The 2,844-nt window shown below is 60.8% G+C and carries 3 protein-coding genes; all 3 read left to right on the top strand.

The features are described 5' to 3' along the window. Positions 1-553 (top strand): ATP-dependent Clp protease proteolytic subunit (locus EOD07_RS29215; protein ID WP_164772641.1); only part of this gene is annotated, 553 nt, incomplete at its 5' end. Positions 554-843: 290 nt separating this feature from the next. Continuing rightward, the gene (gene clpX / locus EOD07_RS29210) at positions 844-2,118 is read left to right on the top strand and encodes an ATP-dependent Clp protease ATP-binding subunit ClpX (RefSeq protein WP_040981372.1); all 1,275 of its coding nucleotides are present in this window, start codon (positions 844-846) and stop codon (positions 2,116-2,118) included. A gap of 275 nt (positions 2,119-2,393) precedes the next feature. Next, the coding region (locus EOD07_RS29205) for an LON peptidase substrate-binding domain-containing protein (protein ID WP_206519592.1) at positions 2,394-2,844 on the top strand (451 nt) is incomplete at its 3' end.

Raw genomic sequence — 2,844 nt, 5'->3', positions numbered from 1 at the left:
CTTCTCGCGCCTCTTGAAGGAACGCATCATCTTCATCACCGGTCCGGTCGAGGATGGGATGGCGACGCTGGTTTGTGCACAGCTTTTGTTCCTCGAGGCCGAGAACCCCAAGAAGGAAATCAACCTCTACATCAATTCGCCGGGCGGCGTCGTCACGTCGGGCATGGCGATCTACGACACCATGCAGTTCATCAAGCCGGCGGTGTCGACGCTTTGCATCGGCCAGGCCGCATCGATGGGTTCGCTGCTTCTGACCGCGGGCCACAAGGACATGCGTTTCGCCACGCCGAACGCCCGGATCATGGTCCACCAGCCCTCGGGCGGCTTCCAGGGGCAGGCTTCGGACATCGAACGTCATGCGCAGGACATCATCAAGCTGAAGCGCCGCTTGAACGAGGTCTATGTCAAGCACACCGGCAAGAGCTATGAAGAGATCGAGAGGACGCTCGACCGCGATCACTTCATGACCGCGGACGAGGCCAGGGACTTCGGTCTGATCGACAAGGTCATATCGAGCCGCGAGGCCGCCGAGGCAACCACGGCTTCAGCCTGACATCGACGGCAAATGACAGCATAACGCGGTTTTGGCGCGTCTTGCGGCATTTCGGCCACAATTGGCTGTTCCCTCAGGCGTTGGGATTGCCTACGTTAAGGCTATGTTGATTTTCGACGGCTTAGCTTTGCGTGGGGTTGCTGCGAATCATTGCCGCGTTTTCTGAATTGTGTTTCGTAGGGAATGCGCTGTGTGAGCCGGGACACTGGCGGTGGCGGATTCCCGCGATAGATTGGTGAGACGTCACTCGAAGCCAGGCGATCGGCGGGCGTTGGTGAAAGGACAGAAAAATGAGCAAGGTCAGCAACGGCGGCGGTGATTCAAAGAACACGCTTTACTGCTCGTTTTGCGGCAAGAGCCAGCACGAAGTCCGCAAGCTGATCGCCGGACCGACGGTCTTCATCTGCGACGAATGCGTCGAACTGTGCATGGACATCATCCGCGAGGAGAACAAGACCTCGATGGTGAAGTCGCGCGAAGGCGTGCCGACCCCGCAGGAGATCCTCAAGGTCCTCGACGATTACGTCATCGGCCAGCCCTACGCCAAGCGCGTGCTGTCGGTGGCCGTCCACAACCACTACAAGCGCCTGGCGCATGCCGGCAAGAACAACGACGTCGAGTTGGCGAAGTCGAACATCCTGCTGATCGGCCCGACCGGCTGCGGCAAGACGCTGCTGGCCCAGACGCTCGCCCGCATCATCGACGTGCCGTTCACCATGGCCGACGCCACGACGCTGACCGAGGCCGGCTATGTCGGCGAGGACGTCGAGAACATCATCCTGAAGCTGTTGCAGTCGGCCGACTACAATGTCGAGCGCGCCCAGCGCGGCATCGTCTATATCGACGAAATCGATAAGATCTCGCGCAAGTCGGACAATCCCTCGATCACCCGCGACGTGTCGGGCGAGGGCGTGCAGCAGGCGCTGCTCAAGATCATGGAAGGCACGGTCGCCTCGGTGCCGCCGCAGGGCGGCCGCAAGCATCCGCAGCAGGAGTTCCTGCAGGTCGACACCGCCAACATCCTGTTCATCTGCGGCGGCGCCTTCGCGGGCCTGGACAAGATCATCTCGGACCGCGGCCGCAAGACCTCGATCGGCTTCGGCGCGACCGTGGCCTCGCCCGAGGATCGGCGCACCGGCGATCTCTTCCGCCAGGTCGAGCCCGAGGATCTGTTGAAATTCGGCCTTATCCCGGAATTCGTCGGTCGTCTGCCGGTTCTGGCGACGCTGGAAGACCTCGACGAGCCGGCGCTGATCCAGATCCTGACCGAGCCGAAGAACGCGCTGGTCAAGCAGTATCAGCGGCTGTTCGAGATGGAAAATGTCGATCTGACGTTCCACGAGAACGCGCTGTCGGCGATCGCCAAGCGCGCCATCGAACGCAAGACCGGCGCGCGCGGCCTGCGCTCGATCATGGAAGCGATCCTGCTCGACACCATGTTCGAGCTGCCGGCGCTGGAAGGCGTGCGCGAGGTGGTGATTTCGGAAGAGGTGGTGTCCGGCAACGCCCGGCCGCTCTACATCTACTCCGAGCAGAAGGAAAAGAAGGGCAATGTCAGCGCCTGAAATGGCATTGGACCTGTCAATTTTCACGGAACGGCGCCCGCGTGGCGCCGTTTTGTTGTCAAAGGCGGGGAGGCGGGCGATGGAACGGCTCGAGCGACCATGCTAACCCTTGATCTTTGCCCCGGCTGCATCCACCTAACAGCAGAAGGCCGAGGCGCCGAATTCTGTGCTGTAAAACTCCCGTCACAAACGGTGGTAGGCGGAACGACACTCGGTCGTTAATATGAGATTCGCGGTTGGCTAAAATAAGCGGCCGCGACATGAAAGGTTGGACAATGGCCAAGATATCCAAGGCTTCCGGCGACGGCGTTTTCGCAGTCCTCCCACTGCGCGATATCGTCGTGTTCCCGCATATGATCGTTCCGCTCTTCGTGGGCCGTGAAAAGTCGATCAAGGCGCTGGAAGAGGTGATGGGTCAGGAAAAGCAGATCCTGCTCGCCACCCAGATGAATGCAGCCGACGACGATCCTGAGCCCGATGCGATTTTCGACATCGGCACGCTCGCCAATGTGCTGCAGCTTTTGAAGCTGCCCGACGGCACCGTGAAGGTTCTGGTCGAGGGCGCCTCGCGCGCCAAGATCGTCTCGTTCACCGATCGCCCCGACTTCCATGAGGCCCGCGCCACCGCGCTTGCGGAGCCGGAAGAGGAAGAGGTCGAGATCGAGGCGCTTGCCCGCTCGGTCGTCACCGACTTCGAGAATTACGTCAAGCTGAACAAGAAGATCT

The organism is Mesorhizobium sp. M2C.T.Ca.TU.002.02.1.1 (assembly GCF_003997225.1).
This window is presented reverse-complemented; position numbering and strand designations above follow the sequence as displayed.